Genomic DNA, 22,174 nt, shown 5'->3' on the forward strand with positions numbered 1-22,174 from the left:
AAATAATTTCAATTCACGCACCCGTAAAGGGTGCGACGAGGGTGAAAAGCAAAAATTTGAAAATGACCATTAAATTGTTTATACTTTAGTTAATAATTAAATCGGAGAAATAAGATGGAAATAAATGATTTTGTTGTTAATCATGTGTACAGTAATGAAGATCTAGAACAAGCTTTTAGGCATTCTAGAATGTCAGGAATGAGGTATTCTAGCAAAACTCATACTTTAGTATTAATTTCAAAAAATCTAAAAAGTAATCTATATAAAGACAAATGGATTAATAACGTTTTACACTACACCGGTATGGGTCAAACGGGAGATCAAAAATTTAAGAATCAAAATAAAAGATTAGCTGAATCGAATAATGACCCTAAACTTAAAATATTCTTATTTGAAGTCTTTAAAGAAAAAGAAATGACTTTTGCTGGACAAGTTAAATATGTAGAACCGGCTTATATCGATGAAGAATTTGATAGTGAAAATTATTTAAGAAAAGTAATTAAATTTCCAATACAATTACTTGATCCCACTTATGCTCCACCCATTGAAAACATTATTGAAGAAGAATTTAAAATTGATAAACAAATAAAAAAAAGAAGTAAAACTGTCAAAAATTTCAGTCAATCTGAATTACTAACAAAAGCACTCTCTTATAGTAAGGAGAATGCTCAAAATACAATTTTAAGAAAAGTAAGTACACAAGTTTATGATAGAAACCCTTATATTAGGGAATACGTGAAGTCTTTGGCGCACGGTATCTGCCAATTATGTCAGCAACCCGCACCATTTGAAGTTGATGGAGAGCCTTTTTTACATGTTCACCATATTGAATACCTAGCTAATGGCGGCCATGATACAATTGAAAATAGTATTGCAATATGTCCAAATTGTCACTATAGAATTCATAAACTAGAATTAAATGAAGATAAGGAAAAATTGACAAAAATAGTTGAAAATAGACTAGGATAAAATAATTAAAATTATTTTATCCTAGTCTATTAATAAATCTCTCTTTTGCTTGTTCAGTATAATTTTTTATATTGTTTTTGAAATATTTTTTTGCTTCCTTAACACTATCTTCTCTTTTAATTAGTAAAGATTTCATATATATATAATTATTATGATATTTAGACCTCAATTCCGATTCTTCGAAGAATTGAATAATTGACTTCATATTTTTTATATCTCCAAATTTTTCAGATATATCAAACTTCACAAACCTTGCATATTGTATTGTTGGATTTATTGAAATAACTCTATCAATTTCAGTTATAGCTTTTTCATAATCTTCTTCAATATATGCTGCATAGTGTGCTTTAAATCTTGAACTCATCTCTTTTGAAACTTAATTTCCAATTCAATGTTATTGTTAGAAAATATTACAAATCATCATATTTCGTACTGTTATTCTCAAGGACTGTTTCAACTTTGGTTCTAAACTTTCCTTTGATAGCAGTATCAATTTGTCCAGAAATTGCTGTAATAGCAGCTTTGGCAGTGGTTGCTGTTTCTTCAATTTCTACGTCATAAGTAGAAACTATAGCTCTTCGTTTACTTTTTTTACGAGGAGCATGGACAGTGATGACTAATAATTTATCCAATTCTTTTTTTACTGCTTTCATGTCTTCTTTTCTTAAAAGAAAATCCATAACTACACTCATTCATTTACTCCTATCATTCTAAATGACATCTTTCTCTTTGAAGAGCATTTTTTTGTTCTAGTTGATTACGTTTTTTCTGATAATCACGACTAGTTGATCTTCCAATTCAATCAAATTTTGATGTACTTGATTATAACCATCATCTAATTCCGTTTGAAAGGACTCTATGATTTGATTTAATGACCTAAAAGAATCTTCATCTACTATGTCATCTTTTCGTAAGGTATAACTTGTAGCTTCATAAGACTCTTGAAAAAAGTTTTCCAATTCCGTCCGCTTTGAATCCAGTTCAAAAAACTGTTCTGAAATGTCATGAGCTTGACGATGATAGTTGTCTTCTAGTTTTTCCAATTCCAGATGTTTAGATGATAAAGCTTGTTCTAACTCTTCTAACTTTCCCATTCTTTAAAATCTCTAGCTAATTCACTATCCTTTTCAAGCATTGACGCAATACCTTTTTCAATATCATTTTTTAAATTTGTATAAGCAGTCACTTGTTCTCCTGCATGACTGACTTTTTCTTTAAAGTATTCCGCAGTTTTGGTAACAATACTTTCTTTGGTTACTTGACCAATCTCGTAAGCTTCTGCTAGTTCTGTTTCATTTAGCTCTGTCACACCGAACGGCATTTCTAAAGTTGTATTAAATAATTCTTCCGCTTCTTCATTCGCTTTATCCGCAGAAGATTTTATTTCATCATAAGTAGTCTGTGCTGTTGAAACTAATCCACTAGAAATCACAGTAGCTTGTTCAGCATCTAGGAAGATTTTTTCATGCGAATTTAGGCCTTTACCGGATTTTTGAAATTTTTTCTTGTCCTTATAGAAAGCTCCCATGGCTTTTCGAGGATTTTTTACTTCTAATGGTAAATCAGTATCAATGACCTTAATTTGTCCATTTTCTAACTTATAACCATAAGTCATATGTTGATCAATAACACCAATGTCTTTACTGTCAGTATAATAAACAGGCTCTTTGTCAACTGTAGTGGGTAGATGAAAAGCTAACACCTAGAGAGGACGAACTTCGTCCTCTCTTTCTTTATGTTCAATGCAATCAAAATCCGTTTTTTAAAGTTTTCAAAGTTCCTGAAACCAAAGGCATTTCTCTTAATGACTTTGATGAGATTATTGGTAGCTTCCAGTTTGGCGTTGGAATAAGGCAATTCCATGGCGTTTACAACCTTGTCTTTATCCTTTAAAAATGTCTTCAATACCGTCTGGAAAATAGGATTAACGATGGCTATTTCCTGTTCGATGAGGTCAAAGAAATGGTCTGAGTTCTTCTCTTGGAAATGAAATAAGAGAAGCTGATAGAGTACATAGTGTTGTCGTAGTTCCTCGGAGAAAGACAGGAGTTTTTCTAGGATTTCCTTGTTAGTCAAATGCATTCGAAACATAGGACGATAAAATCGTTTATCGCTGAGTTTACGGCTATCTTGTTGTATCAATTTCCAGTAACGTTTCAAGGCTCGGTATTCCTGCGATTTTCTGTCGAATTGATTCATAATTTGAATACGGACACGGTTCATAGCACGACTAAGGTGTTGCACGATATGAAAGCGATCGAGTACAATTTTTGCATTCGGAAAAAGTTGTTTAGCAAGTTGATAATAGGGACTAAACATATCCATGGTAATCACTTTGACCCGATTTCTAACCTTTCTAGGATAGCGAAGAAAGTGGTTTCGGATGGTTGCTTGAGTTCTTCCGTCGAGAATGGCGATGACATTTAGGGAGTCGAAATCTTGAGCGATGAAGCTCATTTTCCCCTTCTTGAAGGCATACTCGTCCCAACTCATCACCTCAGGTAGGGTATTCCAATCCGTTTCAAACTTGAACTCATTGAGCTTTCTCATAACTGACGATGTTGAAATTGATAGCCTGTGTGCAATATGTTTCATTGCTTGATTTTCGATGAGTAATTGTGCGATTTTCTGGTTAACAGCGACAGAGATTTGGTGGTTCTTCTTGACAAGAGGAGTTTCAGCGACCGCCATTTTTCCGCAATCTTTACACTTGAAACGACGCTTTCTAAGGCGGATAAGTAAAGGGTAGCCAGCAGTTTCTAAGTAGGGGATTTTAGAAGTTTTCTGGTAGTCGTACTTAGCCATTTGTCCCTTGCATTTTGGGCATTTAGGGGCTGTGTAGTCCAAGTGACCGTGGAGTTCTAAGTGAGTTCCCATATCATATTCATCAGTGATAGTGATATTTTTGTCTTTAATTCTGAGAAAATTTGTGATAAGATTTAGTTGTTCCATATGAGTCTTTCTAAAATGATAGTTTGAGCACTTTTCATTATAGGTCATATGGGACTTTTTGTATATACTCAAAAAGTCTCCATAATCTCTACAGTGGATTTACCCACTACAGAAATTATAGAGCCAATAAACATTCCCAACCGAATCATCACTTCCAGTTTTTCCCTTACGTCCTACCATACTGATAGAGTCTTTCGGATCAGCATATACAATAATTTTACTTTTTATTGAATATGCTGTTTTATTCTGTTCTTTAGTTAGTGTAGGATAAATATCTGGAGAATTATAAATATGAACAGAATTGATTCTTTTTAAAGCTTTCTTATCTTTGATATTTGAAACAGCATATTGAGCATTCATACCTCCTAATGAATGACCACTTAGTTTTATTTTGGCATTCGGATATGTTTCCATTATTGCATTCAACTCTCTCGATGATGCTTTTAGTTGAGGTGATGCAGCTTTATTATAAAAAGGATTTCCACTATCATTCATGAAGAATATATTTTTTGCCATAGGTAAATCATTAAAAAGCCAATCATTTACAACATCCACTGGATCTTTTAAAAAATCCGTTGGGCTTGTAGAGCCCTTAAAAAGAACTGTTACTTCTTTTACATCTTCTCCTGGAATAGATCTATCGTCAACCACAGCATAAACCTGTTCGCCAGAAAAAGTTGTATTATCATAAACTTGTGAGTCAACACCTATTTTTCTATTATTTTGATCTTGAAAAACCTTTCCTGGGTGAGCAGCTTTATTATATTCTGTCATTGCTGTTTGCAAATTTATCGTCATCAATAAAATGTTTCATTTTAATATCCCAACATTTTAGAAAGATCTTCAGATAGTGCAAAATATGCGGAATGATATGTCCCATCTCCATTATCAATCAAATTAAAATCAATAGTTAAATCACTATTATCATTAATTATTAAGCTTATCATTAATCCCCCCATTGGATTATAATCTAAGCTTTTATCATCAATAGAATATTTTTTTATTCTAAAGTCATTAATTTTATTGGCTGATGCTTCCTTATTTTCATACTCAATCTTTATATCATATACTTTTTTAGCTTCTACACTGTGAGCTATTGCAATCATTTTTTCTTTTTCTGTGTGTTGTTTAAAAAATCATAAATCCCATTCCTCCAAAAACTGTTATTAATAATATTATTAATATCCAATACTTTTTCTTCATTTCAACACCTTTATTATATTTTATTAAAATTTCTGTTCTAATTTATTTATAGTATACAACAAATTTAATACTATGAATATTAAAAATAATGAATTCCTAACTATATCACTCTTTTCATTTGTTGCTACTTATTTTACAATACCAAGATTCATAGAACATGTAACCCTTTTTCATCCGACATCCTACGGCAAATATTTTATTTTCAATATCCTAACTTTTCTGCATAATCTGTTCTTTTAAATTATTCTAAAACCAATTCATTTTTAATTCACTTATAGTTTACTACAAATTAGTAAAATATTATATTCTGCGAGTATTTTATAGTTTTTGTATAGTTTATCAAATGTATTTATAAAATTAAATTTAAAAAATGGTTTCAATATCTGACTTTCCTGCCATCTTGACAAATTTCCTGACTTTTTTATACTGCAAGTGAAAATCTCGAAAAGGTAGGTTGTTGACTTATGGTTGTTAAAATCAGTTTTAGCTTTTTTTTGATCATATTTTTATGTAGACCTTTATCGTCCTGGGCGACATTCAGCCAGCCATTTCATAACATCGAAGGAACTATCTTTCTCTCAGTATTCACTTTTATTATTTCCTACATTTTGAAAAAAATGAAGATAAAACAAATCGAAAAGGATAAGTAAAAAGCGACTTCCTTAACAGCTATGTGACTAAATACAGTCTGATATTTTTCACAGAACCAATTCAAAAAGCCAATCCTAGAGATTGGCTTTCTTTATATTAAATATAATTAGTTATCTTGAAGAATGGTGCACTGACACCAAGGTTATCTGATGTAAATGTTGATCGTTCATTCCATAGATTTGCTACTGGATACCAACCACAATATCTTTGTGTATATGGATCATAGACATAGGTGTTCCCATTTTGGTAACCTTTATAAACCATTTCATGACTTCCATTTCCAACAAATTTATTATATTGAATAGCTCCTGCAACATGGAAACCTGCTTTTAGAGCTGATATCAAATCTGTTTGTGTAATGAGGTTAGTAGATTGGTAACCAAAGTGGCTAACAGCCTTTAGTAAACCTGTTGTAGTTGTTCCAATCTCTGATTTATTAAAGTCGTTGGTGCTGTAATAAAGGAAATCTGCAACTTGTGGTGGTAAAACTGCTTTACCTGAAAGTGAAGAAAAGATCATGGCAAGACTAGTAGGAACACATCCAGATGCACCCATTGTATAGTAACCATAAGTTTTATTACCCCATCTTGGATCTTTCTGGTTATAATATGGGATATCATAACTGGCATTTAAAATATAATTACCTAAAGCTTTATTTTCAACAGTTCCGTCTGCAAAAGTTACCAAGGCATTAACATAGTAATTCCCTTTTACGCCACGGTGATTAATTTGATTAACAGATAGGCTGAGATTTCCATTGATTATACTGCTGGCATTGTAAGTAGAGAGGTTTGATTTATTTTCTTGAGACCAAACATCCAGTTTAACAGCTCGAATGGCCTTATCGCTAGCTTTTTGACTGAAGACAAAATCGACCACTCCTTTACTAGGAACATGATTTAAAACAATGTAATTTACTGATTGTTGAATAGTATTTTTAGGAATATTTGACTGCGCATCGACAACAAAGCCTTGGCTGGTAAGACCGATTGTTTGCTTACCAATTCTACTTTTACCATAAACATGCACAGCATATTCACCCAAGTCAAATTGATGATCACGTAAATCAATTAGTGCCGTATAATTACCAACAGCATCTTTAATTGCCTTGCCCCAAAGGATATCATCCTGGTCATTCAACTTAGACCAAGTTGGAACTAAAACCTCGCTGATGTAAAGTGGCACATTAGTAATGGAAACTTGATATGTAGAAGGCGACTTTTGTTGAATCGTTGCACTGACATGGGGACTAGGAATGGTAATTGTTGCAGTCGTTAAACCAATCATTTTCCCATCGCGCAGCTGATATGCATGGATATTGTAAAGACCAAAATCTTTGTGGTTCTCATAATTAGCAAGAACTCTTCCGGACGCATCCGCAGTATACCATTTTAAATCGTCTTGCTTGTTGGCGTCAGACCAAACTGCATATTTGATTTGCGCATTTGTAGCTACAGTATTTGATTCAAGAGCTATGGCAATGCCACTTGTTGTCAAATTAGCATGTATTTTGTTAATAACTGGTTGATTATTCTCAATCTTGTAAGAACCTAAATTTGTCCCTACTTTACTGCCATCAGTATAATTCGTATAAACATGAACTAAATAGTTATCACTTAAGTTAGAATGATTTTTGATATCAATAGTAACCTTAGCCTGATTATTAGCAATGGTTGGTTTATACCAAACTAAATCATCTTGATCTTTGTCTTCTGACCATACTGCTACACTAACAGAAGAAATCATCTTAGTGTCTTTTGTACCACTTACAATCACTTCAAAGGTCGGATTGTTTTGGTCATAATTAACAATAGTAACTGTTGCATTTTGTGGTGTTGCAACACTGAAGCCTGCACTTGAAGATAGCCCGATTAATTTATTCAAATATTTATCAAAACCATAAATATGGGCACTGTATTCTCCAGTATTATTCTGATGTTTTGAAAGTTGAACATTTACTTTATAAGTTGTAGTATCTGTTTTAGTTGCTGTATACCAAATCAAATCATCTTGATTATTCAGTTTAGACCAAACGGGAACTTTGACAAAACTGATATTGTTAGGAACATTACGGATCATAATATCATATGAAGTTGCAGATTGTTTAATAATTTCTGTTAGAATTTCTGGTTTTGGAATAGTTATTTTCAATGCATTTAAGCCTTGATACTGATTATAGGTATGGATATGATAAATTCCATAGTCTCTATGTTTAGCTAAGTCTACAATTAATGAAGCATTAGCATCTGCATTATACCAAATTAAATCATCTTGTTTGTTAACATCAGACCAAACAGCAAATTTTATTTTCTCACCAGGATTTAAGGGATGGTTATATTTAATATGAATTTTACCATCCATAACATTTGCACTTGTTAGAGGAAGGGTGGTACTTGCCGCCACTGCAGCTAATGATGTAGTTGCAGTATCCTTAGCTTGCACTTCAGTTACGACTGGTACAGTTTCCATTTTATTATCTTGAACGACGGGTGCAAGAGTTCCATTTTCTGTTTGAAGAGGTGTCTCCACAACCTCATCAGAAACTCCATTAACAACTACTTCCTTATCACTCTCAGTAGTAACTGGTTGGACTGGAGTAGTTTGATCGTCACTAACAGTCATTTCTTGATTAACAGTTTCTGCCGGAGTCGGTGAAACTGTTTCCTGACTATTATCTGTAGGATCAGCAGTTTGCTGAATGACGACAATTTCATTTGTCGCTTCATTTGTTGGAACATCCTCTGCCTTAACTAAATTTCCACCCAAGAAACTCAGCCCAACAACACTAGCAACAACCCAATTTTTCTTGGACTTATACATCTTTTTTTTCAATAGTTATGCCTCCTCATTGATATCCTAAATTAAATTCTCCAAAATACAACTATTTCCTCAGTATTTCACTTTTATTATACACCTTTTAAAGTTATATAAAAGTCCCTATTATCTTATATTATTACGTTAAAAAAGCTGATAACGCTAAAAAGAATTGAACAAGGGAATGTTCAAGTCTTTTTATTTTCTTAAATTTTTGATTTCAATAGTGATAGAAATATCAATCTAACTTACGAATAAATATATGTAGAGGCACTAAATATAGAAAGGAGGGTAACTATGAAAAAAGCATTATCACATTATTTACTACTTTGTTGTTTATTAATAAGTTCTTTAAATCTTAACTGTTCTATAGTTCAAGCAAGTGGAAAAAGTATTCTTCCCATAAATAATGAAGTGAATCTGTTAACACATCCAAATCGTATTGAGATGAAAAGTGTACCAACTGTTGCAGTTAAGAAATCAATTCGTTGGGCCATACGCCATAGTGATGACCTAATAAGGGTTGCATCCCAAACAATTGGGTCTGATGCTGCTAAAGTCGTTCAAAAAAATTTTGCTAAAGCAACCCCTGTATTGAATAGATTATTACAATATGATACTTTAGTATGGCAAACAGTTCAAGATCAGTTAACACATGTTGTTGGAAGACAAGCTGCTATTTGGATACGGATGGCTCTTGAGTGGTTATTATAAGGAGTAAGATTTTATGGCTGGTTTAATTAATGACAATTTTAAAGAAGAAATTATGACAGAACTTTCTTGGATGATGACGGCTCTTGATGACATTAGTTCCAAGTATAAAATTGAGACCTATGAGCTAACTTTAATTAAGTATCGCGTGCAACCAGAAGAGGAACAGATAATCAATAAGTTCGTTACATTGAATAATAGAACTATTCAAACTTTCGCTATCCAAGAAATCCAAAAGTGGATGTCCAATGAATTTCAAGTAACATTCCAAAAAGATTGGATCATGTCTGACCAACTAGTCCAGAAACTCATTGACTTAAAATGCCAGCAACTTCAAATTATTGATTAAAACAAGAAAAAAGACTTGAACCGAATTTAGTTCAAGTCTTTTTAGTTATATAAATTTTTGACCTCGTTTTAGATGGAAGTATCAATCTAACTTACGAATAAATAAATGTAGGAAAGTATCGAAGGCGGGACGGAAATCTATTTTAGGAGGTGATGCCTATGCATTTACTGTCCATAGAAAGGTTTCGTCATGTCAGTTTTTCAAGCATTAATGCTTATGATTAACTTTGGCATTCTTTTATTGACCATAGTTTCAAAAAGAAAATAAGTCAGCAAAAACCGCCCTCTTCTACTTTGACCGGTGTTGAGTTGCGGTTCTTACTGCTTCTTTTTATCCGTCCCGTCTTTAAAACGGTCCTCCAGGGAACTACCAAAAGTAGTTCCCTTTTTTATTTATTGTACAATAAGCTAACAAAATGTCAACAGAATGATTACTATAAAACAAATCACTTTTTTCAACCCCAGATAAAATTTTGAACTACGACAAAAAGAGCCTTAACCCTTAGACTGAAAATCTGGGGATAAGACTCTATTATATACTAAACCTGTAAAATGATGAGTTGTCTAATTCAATGAACGGCTTTTCAAAATACAATGCAGAGGTTCGAAGATAGGACTGATGGTCCATCAAGAGCCTCTAAAGCCGTAGTGAAAGTTGTTCATTAATTAGAAAGTTTCTTCATTTCAACAATGCGATCCTTGGTCGCATCAAATTTCGCCTGATAATCCGCCTGCTTGTCGCGTTCTTTTTGAACCACTTCTGGTTTGGCGTTGGCTACGAAGCGTTCGTTGCCTAGTTTTTTGCCGACCATGTCTAGTTCTTTTTGCCATTTGGCTAATTCTTTATCTAGACGAGCGAGTTCTTCTTCGACGTTAAGCAAATCAGCTAGTGGCAAGTAGATTTCTGCACCTGTGATGATGCTTGTCATGGCCAACTCAGGTGCTTCCATGTCAGATGAAATAACTAATTTCTCTGGATTTGTGAAGCGGTTGATGTAATTGGTGTTGGCAGTGAAGAAGTCTTCTAATTCTTTGTCAGACGTTTTAATCATAATTGTGATAGCCTTGCTTGGTGCAACGTTCACTTCTGCACGCGCATTACGAACCGCACGGATCAAGTCTTTGAGGCTTTCCACGCCATTGTGCGCAGCTTGATTTTCAAAAGCAGGATTAACGACTGGATATGCTGCCGTTACGATTGAGCCCTCGGCGATTTGTCCGAAAATTTCTTCCGTCACAAACGGCATGATTGGGTGAAGGAGACGCAAGATTTTGTCCAAAGTATAAAGAAGGACCGAACGGGTCATCACTTTTTCGGCTTCATTTTCGGAATAGAGCACTTCCTTAGTCAATTCGACATACCAGTTGGCAAACTCTTCCCAAATGAAATTGTAAAGGATGTGGCCTGCAACACCGAATTCGAACTTGTCAAAGTTCTCCGTAACTTTGACGATAGTCTCATTAAGGTTGTGAAGAATCCATCTGTCAGTCACATTCCCCGCTTCAGACTTAGCAATCTTAGCCACATTGCTTTCAGCTTCTTCAAGTGTCAAGCCTTCGTTGTTCATGAGGATATAGCGGGAAATGTTCCAAATCTTGTTAATGAAATTCCAGCTGGCATCCATTTTTTCATAAGAGAAACGTACGTCTTGACCTGGAGCAGAGCCGTTAGATAAGAACCAACGGAGAGCATCAGCACCATATTTTTCAATGACATCCATTGGATCAATACCATTACCCAAGGATTTAGACATTTTGCGTCCTTCTTCGTCACGGATTAAACCGTGGATAAGAACGTTTTGGAATGGGCGTTGATCAGTGAATTCCAATGATTGGAAAATCATGCGTGATACCCAGAAGAAGATGATGTCATAACCTGTTACTAATGTTGAAGTTGGGAAGTAACGTTTGAAGTCTTCTGCATCTGTATCAGGCCAACCCATGGTTGAAAATGGCCATAAAGCAGATGAGAACCAAGTATCAAGAACGTCTTCATCTTGAATCCATTCGTCGCCATCTGGTGCTTCTTCACCTACGTAAATCTCACCTTCAGCATTGTACCATGCTGGAATTTGGTGTCCCCACCATAATTGGCGCGAAATAACCCAGTCGTGGACATTTTCCATCCAGCTCATGAATGTATCATTGAAACGTGGTGGGTAGAATTCTACCTTACCATCTGTTTTTTGGTTAGCAATAGCATTCTTAGCCAATTGATCCATTTTAACAAACCATTGGGTTGAGAGACGTGGTTCTACTACGGCACCTGAACGTTCTGAGTGTCCTACTGAGTGAACACGTTCTTCAATTTTAACAAGGGCACTAAGTTCTCTTAATTTTTCAACTGTTGCTTTGCGGGCATCAAAACGGTCCATCCCAGCAAATTCACCTGCCAACTCATTCATTGTTCCGTCATCGTTCATGACGTTGACTTGTGGTAAGTTATGGCGTTGACCAACTAGGAAGTCGTTAGGGTCATGGGCCGGTGTTACTTTAACAACCCCTGTTCCAAATTCAGGATCCGCATGCTCATCACCAACGATCGGGATAGGCTTATTCACGATTGGTAAGATAACGTTTTTACCGATCAAATCTTTGTAACGAGGATCTTCTGGGTTGACAGCTACGGCCACATCACCAAACATTGTTTCTGGACGGGTAGTTGCTACTTGCAAGCCGCGCGAGCCATCTTCCAACATATAAGTCATATGGTAAAAAGCACCTTCTACGTCTTTATGGATAACTTCGATGTCGGACAAAGCTGTGCGGGCAGCTGGGTCCCAGTTAATGATGAACTCGCCACGGTAAATCCAACCTTTTTTGTAGAGGTCAACAAAGACCTTACGAACGGCTTTCGATAAACCATCATCGAGGGTGAAGCGTTCGCGAGAATAATCAACTGAGATTCCCATCTTGCCCCATTGTTCCTTGATTGTTGAGGCGTACTCATCTTTCCAATCCCAGACTTTTTCAAGGAATTTTTCTCGGCCAAGATCGTAGCGAGAAATGCCTTGCTCGCGCAGACGTTCTTCTACTTTAGCCTGTGTTGCAATCCCTGCATGGTCCATCCCTGGTAACCATAGGGTATCAAAGCCTTGCATCCTTTTTTGACGGATAATAATATCTTGAAGTGTGGTATCCCAAGCATGTCCAAGGTGAAGTTTCCCAGTAACATTCGGTGGTGGAATAACGATTGAGTAGGGTTTAGCTGTTTTGTCGCCTGAGGGCTTGAAAACATCTTGGTCCAACCACTTGTCGTAGCGACCTGCTTCAACCTCGGTTGGGTTATATTTTGGTGATAGTTCTTTAGACATATAAGTCCTTTCTTGATTTCTTTAATCCGGTTCTTGTCCGTCGTGTGCTGGCCATTGGCAGTCTTCTAGTTTGAAGTCTGTAAATGTTGCTTTGAAGCTTGAGTCCTCTGGGCTACAAGCATAGATACCAAATTGGACTGGGCCTTGGGCTTTACTCATGTGGCAAATCCGCATTTGTTTAAAAGTTTGACCATCCTGTGAGCTCTCGAGGCGGAAATCATTGCCGCGGCGGCTGAGGCGATACCACATTTCCTTGATTGAAGCATCAATTTCTGTTGTTGCCCAGTCTGAATAGCCTTGATTAGTAACGACGGAGCCCAGGTGTTGGTATTCCTCATTTTCATATTCAATAGAAGCTTTTAACCAATTCTCGGAGTCCAAATACATGACGATACCACATTGATCAAAGCGATGACCTGAGGAAAAGGCTGTTTTGACCGTGAATGAGAAAAAGTCTTCATCTAATGTCATCTGTAAGACAGGCGCATTATCATTTTGGAAATGATAAAAAGTCCGCTGCCAAAGGTCCGTGTGCTCCAAGGTTTCAATGATGACTCGTTCATCTGATACCTCATAAGATTTTGGTTGACGGGTCCAGACTAGGTCTGATGTTTTAAATGTTTTCATGATGCACCTAACTTTCTGGATCAATGGTTCTGATCACTTTTGCAGGAACACCACCAACCACCGTATAGGCTGGCACGTCTTTGGTAACAACTGCTCCCGCTGCTATGACTGCCCAATCACCGACCGTCACTCCAGGCAAGATAGTGACGTTGGAGCCAATCCATACCTTCTGACCAATATCAATTGGTGCATAAGAATTTTTACGGTCGTGACTTGGTTCCAGAGCATGGTTGACTGTTGCGAGGACTACATTGTGACCAATCAAAGTTCCACGGCCGATAGAGATACCGCCTTGGTCCTGAAAGTGACAACCAGAATTAACAAAAACATCTTCATCAAAAATGATATTTTTGCCAAAATCAGTGTAAAACGGTGGGAAAATACGTAAACTATCCGGAACCGTTTCCCCTGTTAATTGTGACATCAAATCTCTGAGTTCATGTGGCTGATGATAAGAACTGTTCATTGCCATTGTCAAAGCAATAGCCTCTTCAAATAATTTTCCATCTTTAAAGCTAGTATACTTAGGTTTAATGCTCATTACGACTCTCCTCATTTATAGAAAAATCCCTGCCTAGCTAAGCTAGACAGGGACGAATGTTTTTATCCGCGGTACCACCCATATTCAACTGACTGGCAGTTGCAACTTTATTTTCAATTGTAGACCTCAGCAACATCTTTTAATCGTTGTACGGATTTCTCAACACCACCGCTCTCTGGAACAACTACCTTTAAAAGACCTCTGATTGCTATTATTCTAACAAATTTAGGGGGGATAAGCAATTACCTATTGCTTATTTTTTTAATTTTGCACCATTTTCAACAAGTTTATCAACTGTTGCTGGTCCAATACCGTTAATAGCAATTAAATCATCTTTAGACCATTTTTTGAAATCAGCGGCTGTTGTAATACCTTCATGATAAAGCATTTCAACTAAGTCTGAACGGATATCTGCAACTTCTTTCAATTCTGAAAACTCATTTAAGCTACCTTTACCGTCAACACCAACTGTTTCAGACAATTTTTCAACTGTCGCTGGTCCGACACCTTTAATATCAAGTAATTCTTCTTCTTTGAAGTTTTTAATTTCTTCTGGAGAAGTAATCCCTTGGTCATATAATGATTTCACTTTGTCAGCTGAAAGACCTTCTAACTCTGGATTTTTTGCAAATTCTTCAAAGCTTGGTTTTTCAACAATTTCAACTGTTTCAGCATCTGTTGGGATAGCTGTGATATCAGTTCCTTTATCAAGTGTAACTACTTTAGGATGATCTTGCCCTGTAATTCCTTGGCGTTTAAGTTCTTGTCTTAATTCTTTTTTTCGATTTTTTTGATTAGCCATTTATGTATCTCTCTTTCCCATTTAATAATTTTTTGAAGCAAATAAATCATCTGGTACATCGTGGAAATCTTTACCGTGTCGATAATTTTCAAATTTCCCTTGTAAAAATTGATAAGCATCCAATTTACTTTCGTAGCGGATGAAGGCATCCTTAGCACGCTCATCGCCATCTTCTTGAGCTATTTGTCGACTGGTTGTCATTGCAAGTTGGTTAACTTGAATCTGAGTTTGCACCCATTCTTCAAAGTCTCTTAAAAACTTTTCTTCGTAAGTCATGAAACCTTCCTTCTAATCTATGTAAAAATTATAGCATAAGTGTTCATTTACCGCCATTTTCAGCCTTTAATATTGTAAAAAAGTCTAGATTTTCATAGGAAGCTATGTTATAATTGACAAGTTGCATAGGATGCTATGGAAAAGGAAGATAAAAAATGGAACATGAACACATCGGAGTCTTAATCAAAATGGCTAGTTTAGAATTTGATCGCCAATCAAATAATTTACTGATTTCTGAAAATCTGACCGCGAGTCAATTTAAGATTTTAAAATACTTAACTTTGCACCCTCAAGCTAGTGTCCGTCAAATTGACTTAGAGTTATTTTTTGGTATGACTAATCCAACTGTCACAGGAATTATTCAAAATCTTGAAAAGAAAGAACTAATTACCAGACAAAATCATCCAGTTGACAGACGTTCTAAAGTCATCCTCCTAACAGAGAAAGCTATGACTATGCATGACAAAATCCTGGAAACCAGTAATCTGATTGAAGCTGGTTTTACCAATAAACTGAACCCTGAGGAGATTGCTTTACTTCGACCACTCCTCATTAAATTACTCAAAACACAACATGAAAAAGTAAACAAAGGAGGACTTAATGCAAGTCAATAAATTTCAAACTGAATCAATCCCAAAATTACTATTTGCCATGGCAATGCCAGCCATCACGGCTAACTTAGTTAATTCCCTCTATAATATTGTCGACCAAATCTACATTGGACACGGTATTGGTTATCTAGGAAATGCTGCCACCAGTGTTGCCTTTCCACTAACTATCATCTGTTTAGCTTTTGGACTTACCTTTGGGCTAGGTGGTGCTTCTAACTTTAACTTAGCACTTGGCCGTGGTCAAATCGATAAAGCCAGTAAAATCGTTGGTAATGCCATTACTTTATCTCTAAGTTTTGGCTTTGTCATTGGAATCTTGGTTATTGTCTTTCTTAAACCATTGCTTGTATTATTTGGAGCAACTGAAGCGACAATGCAGCTGGCTCAAGATTTTACAGCCATGACTGCTTTTGGGATTCCTTTCTTACTCTTCACCATGAGTGTTAACCCCTTAGTCCGTGCCGATGGTAGTCCAACTTACTCGATGATGGCAATTATTTACGGGGCAATTCTCAATGTAATATTAGTTCCTATCTTTCTCTTTTATTTAGATTGGGGAATCATGGGGGCTGGACTTGCTACCTTAATTAGTCAAATGGTTTCAGCCATTTACATGGGACTTTACTTTAGAAAATTCAAGTCTGTTAAGTTAACGAAAAATGATTTCAAAGTTCGTAAAGAAATTTTCACAACTATCATTTCAGTTGGTTTCTCTTCCTTTATCTTTCAATCATCGATGTTGGTAATTCAGATTGTGACCAACAATATGCTCCGCAAATTTGGAGCTGAATCAGTCTATGGCAGTGATATTGCCATTGCCGTTGCTGGAATCGTGATGAAAATCAATTCAATCTTTGTTGCAATTATTATTGGACTTGTACAAGGAGCTCAACCGATAATTGGCTACAACTACGGGGCTAAAAATCTTGAACGGGTTAAAGAAACAACCAAACTACTTATTAAAGTTGCTTTTGTTATCTCAATTATTTGCTTCATTGGTTTTGAAGTATTTACCCGACCATTCCTTGAAGTATTTGGTGACGGTACCGACCTTTATTACCAATTTGGAATGAAGTATGTCCGTGTTTTCCTATTCTTTGTCTTCCTAAATGGTGTGCAAGTTTCTGCAACAACCTTCTTCCAAGCCATTGGAAAAGCTAGAATTGGTGCTTTCTTGTCACTGATGAAACAAGTTATTTTCCTCTTGCCACTACTGTTTATCCTTCCACACTTTTTGGGCGTGGATGGTGTTATGTATGCCGGACCAATTTCTGACTTAATTGCCTTTATCGGAAGTCTTTACTTCCTAAGACGCGAATTCAAACGAATGCCACATGACCTTAGAGCAGATGGCATGTAAAAAAGCTAAAGAAAATTCTTTAGCTTTTTTTCTATTTTTTAGTTAATCTTAATTTCCCACCGACAGCTAGATCATGGACACGTTCTGGATTGACGACATCCTCTCTGAGCTTATCTGGATTGCCATTGAAAACTGCCCAGTCAAAGGCATCAATTGAACCCCAATGGATACAAACCAAATCGGCTTTTGGATAAGTCTTAGCTTCCAACAAGGCGTTGTCATAACCAATGTGCCATTCATTATCTGAGAAATCAAAGAAGATCAAATCAGGATTGTCCATTTCCAAATGCTCAGGCAAGAGACGTGAATCACTTGGTAACCAAATTGTGCCATCCAGGGTCTCAATCCAGTAACCAACGTACTCTTCTTCTTTCCACTCACGGAAATTATATTTTTCTTTCTCACTTTGCCAATTGTGCTTGGTTGGCGTCGGTTTAATTTTAATCCCATTGACCTCAAAAACTTCACCAACGGCATGTTCTTGCGTAACAAATCCTTTTTCTTTCATGACGTCTGCGACATAAGCTGGCGCGTGAAAGCTCTTAGTTTGGCCTTTGATATTTTCCAAAGTATCAAAGGCCAAATGGTCATTATCGATATGCGAAATGAGCAAAGCATCGACCCGAGGGATATCCCGAGAAGCAATCGGCATATCTATTAGAAGAGGCATATCAAAGCTATCTAAAATCGGATCAATCAAAATAATCGTACCACGACTATTAATCAATAAAGATGAGTTTCCTAACCAATAAACTTCTGTCCCAGAAATGGTATCAAAAGCAGATGTATCAAGTTTGACAGTTTTTTCTGGCATTGCTTGACCAGTTTTACTAAATGTAATTGACATAAGAGTCCTCCAAAATCAGGTTATGCTTTTTTGCTAGCATAGACTAATGATACCATAGCTAAAGCTAATAATATCAAGAATAAAATAAGTGCAGGATAATAAGAATTGGCAAAGTCGTAAATAAAACCAATTGCTGAGAAAGCTAATGCTGCGCCTGTGTTTGTCGCAAAGTTTATTATTGGATAAGCTTTCCCATAATTATCTAAGCCAAATAATTGGCGTGTAATTAATGGTATTGAAACAGCTAAGACACCAAAGATAGCTCCAAAGAGAAGAGCTGCTGGCATTAACATAACTGGTTTAGATGAAATTAAGAAAATGAGAACTGCAATCAAGTTGGCTGAAACAAGAACCAGACAAGCCTTAATTGGACCAAGTACATCACTTAAGAAACCTACAATCAGTTTAAAGACGATATTACCAATCATGGCCATCGATAAGAAGGCTGCTCCTGTTGTCACATCAAGTTTGATACTTTCTGCAAAACCTGGGAAATGCTGAACCATACTTGAAATGAATGCAAGTGACACTGCAAAAATAATCATCGCAATATAAGCTGAGTTAACTTTGAAATGACTAGTAACCGGCCCTGCATCGGAAATGACTTCTTTGTGACCGTAAGGACTTCTTCCTTCTTTGAGCGGATTGTCCTGGAAGGGTAAGACTAAAGCTGGTACACAGAATAAGAATAATGCCAGAGCTTGTATCCAGTAAGCAAAGTGCCAACCATTAGCCACAATAATTTTTGCAAAAATAGGAGACATCATAGCGCCGGTGATCCCGCTAAAGCTGAGGGCGATACTTGTTGCTAGACCATTTTTTTCACTAAACCAATAATTAATGATTAACGTTAGGGTCATGATTGAGAACATCCCTGTCGATATTCCGCGCAGGGCTCCTAACAAGTAGAATTGCCAAAGCTGGCTTGAGTTACCCATGAGTCCAGTTGATAAGGTGGCCAGGATAACGGATGCTGTTAGGACTAATTTAAATGGGAAACGGTCAAAGAGGCGAACAACGAAGAGACCGGCAATGGCATTAACCAATGAAAAAATGGTCATGTTAAAGGCAAAAGCCCCTCGAAAAATGCCCAGGTCCTCAGATACCACACTATAGAATACACCAGATGTGTTAATCGAGATGCCAATTGATGCGGCCGCTAATCCACAAAGGGCAATTAAGACCAACCACGATTTATGTATTTTTGTCATTATGTCCTCCAAATTGATGTGATAGACAAGAAGCTTAGACTACTTGACACTTAATCTATTTTAACTTTATCATATGATAGCGTTTTCAACAATTAAAGTATTCTGAAAAAGTAATACCATTTCACAATTCCCTTTTAATAGCCAATTTTATGAAATCGGATTGCAAAAAATGACTTGCGTACCAAAACAACATATAGTATTATAGAAAGGTAGCCGCTATAGTTAAATGGTATAATAAAGCAATGGTAATGCTTCGTTCCGAGTTCGATTCTCGGTGGTGGCAAATTTAATATAAAAGAACCTTGGTAGGCACTGCACCCCAATAGTGGGACAGAAGAAAAACACTCTTATGGAAAGTCAACGAAAAACTAGACACGGAGTTAAGAGAATTTAAGAATTATATTTTTCAAAGTCTTTTGGAGACTTGTAATCAAGACCTGAATGCATCCTTTTTGTATTGTAATAGGTCTCAATGTATTTAAATATTTCTTGAGTAGCCTCAGCTCTTGTCTCAAAATGAGCATCATTAATAAGCTCCCTCTTTAGCGTCTTATAAAAAGACTCCATCATTGCATTGTCATAGGGATTTCCTTTACGACTCATGCTAGATTGAGCACCGACTTGACGAAGAGTAGATTGATAACGAGAGCTTGTATATTGACTCCCTTGATCAGTATGGACAATCAAGCCAGGCTGAGGATGTTCTTTCCCACAAGCTTGTAATAAGCAATCCCTCACCAGTTTATCTTGCATCCGTGAAGACATTGACCAGCCTACAATCTTACGTGAAAAAACGTCGATATTCACGGCTAAGTATAAGGTGCCTTCTTTGGTAGGGATATAGGTCATGTCTCCCAGCCATACTTTATTAGGAGCTGTTGCTTTAAAGATCTGATTAATTAAATTGGGTCTTGAAAGCGAAGCTCCTTTTCTGTTGTAATGTTTATATTTATAACGGCTTCCCTTGGCATAAAGTCCCATCAAGTGCATCAGTTTCCCAACACGTTTCGTGTTGGTCATAATACCAGTATTATGAAGTACCTTGGTAATTCTAACCGCACCATAGCGTCCCTTATGCTCATGAAAGACAGCTTTTATCTTCTCTGAGAGAATTTCTCTCTCCACTTGTTGTTTTGAAGGACGACGATGCATGTATTCATAGAAACCTGAGCGAGAAACCTTAAGAACTTTTACTGCATGCTTAATTTTTATCTTCCCATGATGTTTCAAGAGAAATTCAAAACGTTTTACTTGCTTCGCTTCAAGAAGACCCGGAACTTTTTTAGAAGTTCAAGTTCCTCCTGAAGATAACGATTTTCTTTCTCTAACAATTTAATCTTATGTTGGGCATCAGCTAGGGCTGTCCCATTGCCTGGAAAAGCACTTTCTCCATATTCTTCAACTTCTTGAACCCAGCGATAAAGACTATTGGCATGAACCTCAAGCTCTTGGCTGACTTCTTTAACAGAGTAACCCTCTTCAAGAATGAGTTTTACTGCAGAATTTTTAAATTGTTTATCGAATTTTCTTCTTGCCATAATAAACCTTTCCACGATTTCTCTTAACTTTGTGTCTAGTTTATTATAACCTTTCCAAGGAGTGTTTTTCTTGTGTCTCATTTATTGGGTGCAGTGCCGTATGACAAGGTTTTTTTGCATTTATTCTATATTTGTTCTAGTAAAGTCATTTTCAAAAACTAACTTTGAGTAAAAATTTATATTAATAATATAATAAAAAGCTCTATAGCTTCTTCGTAGTTATAAAGCATTAAAAATACATAACATTGTTAATTAGTTTTATACTAAATAGTTAATTGTCCTTCTAAATATAACTTAGCTTGGCCTGTAATTTTAACCTTCTCTCCGTCTAATTCAACAATCATTATACCTTTTCTTTCGGATAATTGTTTGGACACTAGTTGTTTCTTACCTAGTTTCTTAATCCACAATAGTGCTAGACGTGTTTGGGCAGATCCTGTGACTGGATCTTCACTTATTCCATAATTAGGTGCAAAATAACGTAATACGTAATCATTATCACTTTCATCACTTAGTGCGGTAACTGTTACACCATGCGGAGCAAGTTTACTAATCCTTTCTAAGTCAATACATAGATTTTCTACAGCTTCTTGATTTTCCATTACCAAGATTAGATGCTCTTTATCATTAGTTTTATACGCTTCTAAAACTTTAATATCAAACAATTCATTCATTTCTGAAGTAATCTTTACGTTATCAATTTTAACAGTTGAAAAATATATAGTCATTTCATTCTCATTGACAACAACTTCAAGTAAGCCTGATTTTGAAGAAAAAGTAATATGCTTTAGATTACTTTCTAGAAAATGTGAGATAACAAAAGTACTTGCAAGAGTTGCATGTCCACAAAGGTCTACTTCTTTTTGAGGTGTAAACCATCTTATATTATAATAATTTTTTTCTCTTACTATAAAGGCAGTTTCAGGGAGATTATTCTCTTTAGCGATTTTCTGCATTAACTTTTCTTCAAGTTCATTTTCCAAAACAACGACTCCAGCTGGGTTGCCAGAAAATGAGACATCAGTAAAAGCATTTACAACATAATAAGGTAACATTTCGATTTCCTATCTTTTTAAATAAAACATATAATGAGGTACACAATTATTTTTTTAAAAATCTCTGTTTAATGATAGACCCAGATTTTATTGTAATATTCATTTACAATCTGCATATTATTCCACATTCACCAACTATTTCTGAAGTTTTTTTATCAATAATTTTCCATAAACCAAACCCATAATTTTGATAAGAATTAAAATTCTAGTTTAACCGACTCTGAAAATCTTGATCAGAATCAGAAAAAAATTTTAGACTAGTTCTAATATAACAGACATACAAAGAAATTTCTGTAATAATAGTTTAAAATTGATATCTAAATTAGTATGTGAAATATCAACAA

At 35.7% G+C, this 22,174-nt stretch carries 23 protein-coding genes and 1 tRNA gene; 7 read left to right on the forward strand and 17 right to left on the reverse strand.

The window, feature by feature from the left end:
* The first annotated feature begins 114 nt into the window (after nucleotides 1-114).
* Nucleotides 115-969, forward strand: coding sequence for an HNH endonuclease (locus tag MKY69_RS07655; protein ID WP_003108150.1), 855 nt, complete (start codon nucleotides 115-117; stop codon nucleotides 967-969).
* 16 nt (nucleotides 970-985) lie between these two features.
* Here the strand turns inward: MKY69_RS07655 and MKY69_RS07660 are convergent, their stop codons facing one another.
* The 8 genes from MKY69_RS07660 to MKY69_RS07695 form a co-directional block, all read right to left on the reverse strand.
* A complete protein-coding gene (locus MKY69_RS07660; RefSeq protein ID WP_037619431.1) occupies nucleotides 986-1,333 on the reverse strand; it encodes a hypothetical protein in 348 nt (115 codons plus the stop codon).
* Between the two features lie 46 nt (nucleotides 1,334-1,379).
* On the reverse strand, nucleotides 1,380-1,661 hold the full coding sequence (locus tag MKY69_RS07665; protein WP_003108148.1) for a hypothetical protein: 282 nt from the start codon (nucleotides 1,659-1,661) through the stop codon (nucleotides 1,380-1,382).
* Between the two features lie 57 nt (nucleotides 1,662-1,718).
* Complete coding sequence (locus MKY69_RS07670; RefSeq protein WP_003108146.1) at nucleotides 1,719-2,063, reverse strand: hypothetical protein; 345 nt, start codon at nucleotides 2,061-2,063, stop codon at nucleotides 1,719-1,721.
* Nucleotides 2,051-2,671, reverse strand: a complete 621-nt coding sequence (locus tag MKY69_RS07675) for a hypothetical protein (protein ID WP_340791309.1) — start codon at nucleotides 2,669-2,671, stop codon at nucleotides 2,051-2,053. The genes MKY69_RS07670 and MKY69_RS07675 overlap by 13 nt, the downstream gene beginning before the upstream one ends.
* Nucleotides 2,665-3,921 (reverse strand): ISL3 family transposase, encoded by a 1,257-nt coding sequence (locus MKY69_RS07680; protein WP_017768237.1) that lies wholly within the window; start codon nucleotides 3,919-3,921, stop codon nucleotides 2,665-2,667. The genes MKY69_RS07675 and MKY69_RS07680 overlap by 7 nt, the downstream gene beginning before the upstream one ends.
* A gap of 99 nt (nucleotides 3,922-4,020) precedes the next feature.
* The gene (locus MKY69_RS07685; RefSeq protein ID WP_340791312.1) at nucleotides 4,021-4,695 is read right to left on the reverse strand and encodes an Mbeg1-like protein; all 675 of its coding nucleotides are present in this window, start codon (nucleotides 4,693-4,695) and stop codon (nucleotides 4,021-4,023) included.
* Nucleotides 4,696-4,736: 41 nt separating this feature from the next.
* Nucleotides 4,737-5,027, reverse strand: coding sequence for a DUF1310 family protein (locus tag MKY69_RS07690; protein ID WP_003103453.1), 291 nt, complete (start codon nucleotides 5,025-5,027; stop codon nucleotides 4,737-4,739).
* Between the two features lie 844 nt (nucleotides 5,028-5,871).
* Nucleotides 5,872-8,607: a GBS Bsp-like repeat-containing protein gene (locus tag MKY69_RS07695; RefSeq protein ID WP_003107370.1), complete on the reverse strand. Its 2,736-nt coding sequence runs from the start codon at nucleotides 8,605-8,607 to the stop codon at nucleotides 5,872-5,874.
* Nucleotides 8,608-8,886: 279 nt separating this feature from the next.
* On the opposite strand from MKY69_RS07695, the gene MKY69_RS07700 reads away from it, so the two are divergent.
* The 3 genes from MKY69_RS07700 (at nucleotide 8,887) to MKY69_RS10575 (ending at nucleotide 9,916) form a co-directional block, all read left to right on the forward strand.
* Nucleotides 8,887-9,303 (forward strand): hypothetical protein, encoded by a 417-nt coding sequence (locus MKY69_RS07700; RefSeq protein WP_003107372.1) that lies wholly within the window; start codon nucleotides 8,887-8,889, stop codon nucleotides 9,301-9,303.
* A 13-nt stretch (nucleotides 9,304-9,316) separates the two neighbouring features.
* On the forward strand, nucleotides 9,317-9,649 hold the full coding sequence (locus tag MKY69_RS07705) for a hypothetical protein (RefSeq protein ID WP_003107373.1): 333 nt from the start codon (nucleotides 9,317-9,319) through the stop codon (nucleotides 9,647-9,649).
* 189 nt (nucleotides 9,650-9,838) lie between these two features.
* On the forward strand, nucleotides 9,839-9,916 hold the full coding sequence (locus MKY69_RS10575) for a putative holin-like toxin (RefSeq protein WP_219565302.1): 78 nt from the start codon (nucleotides 9,839-9,841) through the stop codon (nucleotides 9,914-9,916).
* A gap of 394 nt (nucleotides 9,917-10,310) precedes the next feature.
* Here MKY69_RS10575 and MKY69_RS07710 read toward each other — a convergent pair whose 3' ends face one another.
* The 5 genes from MKY69_RS07710 to MKY69_RS07730 all read right to left on the reverse strand — a co-directional run bounded on the left by MKY69_RS07710 (nucleotide 10,311) and on the right by MKY69_RS07730 (nucleotide 15,208).
* A complete protein-coding gene (locus MKY69_RS07710; RefSeq protein WP_340791318.1) occupies nucleotides 10,311-12,962 on the reverse strand; it encodes a valine--tRNA ligase in 2,652 nt (883 codons plus the stop codon).
* A gap of 21 nt (nucleotides 12,963-12,983) precedes the next feature.
* Complete coding sequence (locus MKY69_RS07715) at nucleotides 12,984-13,589, reverse strand: DUF1349 domain-containing protein (RefSeq protein WP_003107376.1); 606 nt, start codon at nucleotides 13,587-13,589, stop codon at nucleotides 12,984-12,986.
* 7 nt (nucleotides 13,590-13,596) lie between these two features.
* Nucleotides 13,597-14,130: a DapH/DapD/GlmU-related protein gene (locus MKY69_RS07720; RefSeq protein WP_003107378.1), complete on the reverse strand. Its 534-nt coding sequence runs from the start codon at nucleotides 14,128-14,130 to the stop codon at nucleotides 13,597-13,599.
* A 253-nt stretch (nucleotides 14,131-14,383) separates the two neighbouring features.
* Nucleotides 14,384-14,932, reverse strand: a complete 549-nt coding sequence (locus MKY69_RS07725; RefSeq protein ID WP_003104448.1) for a helix-hairpin-helix domain-containing protein — start codon at nucleotides 14,930-14,932, stop codon at nucleotides 14,384-14,386.
* A 21-nt stretch (nucleotides 14,933-14,953) separates the two neighbouring features.
* Nucleotides 14,954-15,208 carry a DUF1912 family protein gene (locus MKY69_RS07730; RefSeq protein WP_003103881.1) on the reverse strand — a complete coding sequence of 85 codons (255 nt, stop codon included), beginning with the start codon at nucleotides 15,206-15,208 and terminating at the stop codon, nucleotides 14,954-14,956.
* A gap of 155 nt (nucleotides 15,209-15,363) precedes the next feature.
* Between MKY69_RS07730 and MKY69_RS07735 the strand changes: the two genes are divergently transcribed.
* Both MKY69_RS07735 and MKY69_RS07740 read left to right on the forward strand, forming a co-directional pair.
* Nucleotides 15,364-15,822, forward strand: a complete 459-nt coding sequence (locus MKY69_RS07735) for a MarR family winged helix-turn-helix transcriptional regulator (protein ID WP_003103299.1) — start codon at nucleotides 15,364-15,366, stop codon at nucleotides 15,820-15,822.
* Nucleotides 15,809-17,179, forward strand: a complete 1,371-nt coding sequence (locus MKY69_RS07740; protein WP_003107381.1) for an MATE family efflux transporter — start codon at nucleotides 15,809-15,811, stop codon at nucleotides 17,177-17,179. Before MKY69_RS07735 ends, MKY69_RS07740 begins: the two co-directional genes overlap by 14 nt.
* Before the next feature lie 31 nt (nucleotides 17,180-17,210).
* Here the strand turns inward: MKY69_RS07740 and MKY69_RS07745 are convergent, their stop codons facing one another.
* Together MKY69_RS07745 and MKY69_RS07750 are read right to left on the reverse strand one after the other, a co-directional pair.
* Nucleotides 17,211-18,026, reverse strand: coding sequence for an MBL fold metallo-hydrolase (locus MKY69_RS07745; RefSeq protein WP_004235041.1), 816 nt, complete (start codon nucleotides 18,024-18,026; stop codon nucleotides 17,211-17,213).
* A gap of 20 nt (nucleotides 18,027-18,046) precedes the next feature.
* Nucleotides 18,047-19,237, reverse strand: coding sequence for an MFS transporter (locus MKY69_RS07750; protein WP_004235043.1), 1,191 nt, complete (start codon nucleotides 19,235-19,237; stop codon nucleotides 18,047-18,049).
* A gap of 212 nt (nucleotides 19,238-19,449) precedes the next feature.
* Between MKY69_RS07750 and MKY69_RS07755 the strand changes: the two genes are divergently transcribed.
* Nucleotides 19,450-19,520 (forward strand) — tRNA-Thr (locus MKY69_RS07755).
* A gap of 107 nt (nucleotides 19,521-19,627) precedes the next feature.
* On the opposite strand, the gene MKY69_RS07760 is transcribed toward MKY69_RS07755, so the two are convergent.
* A protein-coding gene (locus MKY69_RS07760; protein ID WP_096368445.1) for an IS3 family transposase occupies nucleotides 19,628-20,775 on the reverse strand; the annotation gives its coding sequence in 2 pieces (ribosomal slippage) (nucleotides 19,628-20,523 and nucleotides 20,523-20,775; 1,149 coding nt in all).
* A 263-nt stretch (nucleotides 20,776-21,038) separates the two neighbouring features.
* Entirely contained in the window at nucleotides 21,039-21,830 is a 792-nt protein-coding gene (locus MKY69_RS07765) for a PhzF family phenazine biosynthesis protein (protein WP_004235061.1), read from the reverse strand.
* Nucleotides 21,831-22,174: the final 344 nt, after the last annotated feature.

The sequence above is a fragment of the Streptococcus sp. FSL R7-0212 genome (assembly GCF_038007985.1).
Taxonomy (GTDB): domain Bacteria; phylum Bacillota; class Bacilli; order Lactobacillales; family Streptococcaceae; genus Streptococcus; species Streptococcus parauberis.